The organism is Moorena sp. SIO3I6, from assembly GCF_010672095.1.
Genome location: NZ_JAAHHU010000696.1, coordinates 1 through 2,423, shown reverse-complemented (window position 1 = coordinate 2,423; position 2,423 = coordinate 1). Strand labels below are relative to the sequence as shown.

General features: G+C 42.7%; 3 protein-coding genes and 1 pseudogene. 1 reads left to right on the top strand and 3 read right to left on the bottom strand.

The window, feature by feature from the left end; all coding sequences use genetic code 11:
• Positions 1-265, bottom strand: a pseudogene (locus tag F6K49_RS41520) (hypothetical protein); the annotation flags it as partial.
• Here F6K49_RS41520 and F6K49_RS41515 point away from each other — a divergent pair.
• Positions 264-602 carry a hypothetical protein gene (locus F6K49_RS41515; RefSeq protein WP_293107013.1) on the top strand — a complete coding sequence of 113 codons (339 nt, stop codon included), beginning with the start codon at positions 264-266 and terminating at the stop codon, positions 600-602. The pseudogene F6K49_RS41520 and the gene F6K49_RS41515 overlap by 2 nt on opposite strands.
• Here the strand turns inward: F6K49_RS41515 and F6K49_RS41510 are convergent.
• Together F6K49_RS41510 and F6K49_RS41505 are read right to left on the bottom strand one after the other, a co-directional pair.
• Complete coding sequence (locus F6K49_RS41510) at positions 564-2,174, bottom strand: HlyD family efflux transporter periplasmic adaptor subunit (RefSeq protein ID WP_293107008.1); 1,611 nt, start codon at positions 2,172-2,174, stop codon at positions 564-566. The two genes, F6K49_RS41515 and F6K49_RS41510, sit on opposite strands and share 39 nt — an antisense overlap.
• A gap of 2 nt (positions 2,175-2,176) precedes the next feature.
• Positions 2,177-2,423: hypothetical protein (locus F6K49_RS41505; protein ID WP_293107003.1), on the bottom strand; the 247-nt coding region annotated here is incomplete at its 5' end.

Sequence of the window (2,423 nt, the reverse complement as noted above, 5' to 3'; positions counted from 1 at the left end):
CAATTCCTGCTGGATTAGCAAAATAAACCCGTCCAAACTCGGCCACATTGAAATCCGAAAAGCTGTGGAAGAGATTGCTTTCTCTAATCGCCCCACCTTCAATTAAATCTATTACAATCCCGTTAATATTGAGATTGGTTACTACAGACCTTTCATTATCCAGGGTATTATCTGGAGTGATTTGTCCTAATGCCGTAGTTGCAGCTAGTATAGAACACAGAACAAAAGGACTTGCTTGCAGAAGTTGATCAATCCGAGGTTTCATGTTAATCAATAGAGCTCCTGATGCCTGGCATTATTTCATAAACTATGAATTAAGCGTTACTGATGTAACAATTCTTGAAAAGACTTTACTTGAACTTCATAAAAATATAGCGAAGGTAACAGGGAGTCGAAAGTCGGGAGTCAGGAGTCGGGAGAGTGAAACAGTCAACTATTATTACTGTTCCCGATTCCCTGTTCCCGATTCCCGATTCCCTGTTCCCGATTCCCGATTCCCGATTCCCGATTCCCGATTCCCTGTTCCCGATTCCCGATTCCCGATTCCCGATTCCCCACTCCCTCTATTTAGTCCCCTTCAAACTATCCAACTTCTTGGTTAAAAAGCCAGTAAAGATAGTAATCACTCGACGCTTTCTCTCCTTAATATTCACACTTACCGACATCCCTGATGCTAGGGGAACTGAGTTGCCCTTAATATCGATAAACTGCTGTTTTAGGGCAATTTTGGCAGTAAAACGGTAATAAGGATAAATCTGATCGGGCTCTAAAGCATCGGCTCCAATGGAGATTAATTTACCTTTGATATCACCAAACTCACTAAAATTAAAGGAATCAATTCTGACATCAACCTCCATGCCTTCTTTTACAAAACCCCGGTCTTTATTGGTGATATAAACTTCAGCAATTAGCTCATCATTAGGCACAATTTCTAGAATAGTTTCGCTACTGGTTGTCACAAAGCCTGGGCGAGCCTTTAGCTCAAAAACTTTGCCAGCTACAGGAGCTTTGATTTCGTGATACTTCAAATTTTGCTTGATTTGACTAATTTGACTATCAATTTCCGCTATCCGTTTATCATTTTCGACAATTTGCTTACTGAGCTGACTATCGATATCCGCAATCCGTTGTTGATTCACAGCAATCCGATCCTGTAGCTCAGTTTGAGAAGCCGCAATGGTGTTGGCCAATTGTGCCTGAGCTTGAGCGATCGCACTTCTAATCCGTTCTTGTTCCTGAATTAACTGGTTGACCTCAGCTTGCTGTGTACCAACCTCAGCTTCCCGTGTACCCACTTCAGCTTCCCCTCTACCGACCTCTTGTTTCTGTCTACGGTATTGAATTTTGGGAACAGCTCCTTCAGTAAGTAACGGTTCAAAATCAGTTAAAATCTCCTGTTCAGTTGCTAAATTAGTCTGTGCAGTCACTAAATTATTGTTAGCTGTACTCAACAGATTTCTAGCATTCGCTAATTGGATTTTAGTTTGCCCTAGCTGATTTTCTAGTTGCTGAATTTCTTGCTTATTGGCCGTTACCCGAGAATTTAATTCTGCTAGGTTTATCTGTAGACGAAATTGTTGCTCTGAGGTCAGGTTGGCTCCACCATCAGCCCCAGTCACTTGCACTCGATAGAGTTGATTTTCTGCCACTAAGTTAGCGCGGTTTTTAATAAGAAGCAAAACTTCTACTGGCAAGTTTAGCGGTTGAGTATTGGGTTGAGTAGCTTGATCGGAACCGATTTGAGCACGATAAAACTGATTTTCTTGGATTAAGGATTTCTGAATTTGTTCCAGAGAAACCAACTGAGCTTGAGCAGAGGTCATATCAAAGCGAATCAGAACATCATCTGGCTTAACTAGCTCCCCATCCTTAATCAAAACCTCTGCTACCACACCACTAATCGATGCTTGAACTTCCTTAACATCCCCTTGTGGCTCTAACTTGCCCTGTGCTGGAATCACTTTCTCAATTTTGGCCACACTTGCCCAAGTAATTCCAAAGGTTGTTATCCCAACTAATCCCCAAAGAATAGCCCGCGACCAAATGCTAGGTTGTTTCAGAAAAACGCTAGGTTGTTGCGGAATAATTGGTTGGGATAATTCCTGCTCTTGAATTACTTCATTGGTAGTCGCTTCAGCGTAAGAGTTGTCAGTTGTGCGGTTGGATGTAATCATGATTAATTAGTAGTTATTAATTGGGTTAGGGAACAGGGAGTCGGGAGTCGGGAGTCGGGAGTCGGGAGTCGGGAGTCGGGAGTCGGGAGTCGGGAGTCGGGAGTCGGGAGTCGGGAGTCGGGAGTCGGAAATTGAGAATTGAGAATTAAGAATTGAGAATTGAGAATTGAGTTCGGAAGAGCACAAGTCTGAACTCCAGTAACCATAGCTTCCAGAGATCGTATGCCGGCTTCTGCTTGAAAAAAAAAA

Bases quoted from the DNA above. Each gene is read 5' to 3' on its own strand.
- F6K49_RS41515 (WP_293107013.1), top strand. From the start codon at position 264: ATGTTAATCAATAGAGCTCCTGATGCCTGGCATTATTTCATAAACTAT.
- F6K49_RS41510 (WP_293107008.1), bottom strand. From the start codon at position 2,174: ATGATTACATCCAACCGCACAACTGACAACTCTTACGCTGAAGCGACT.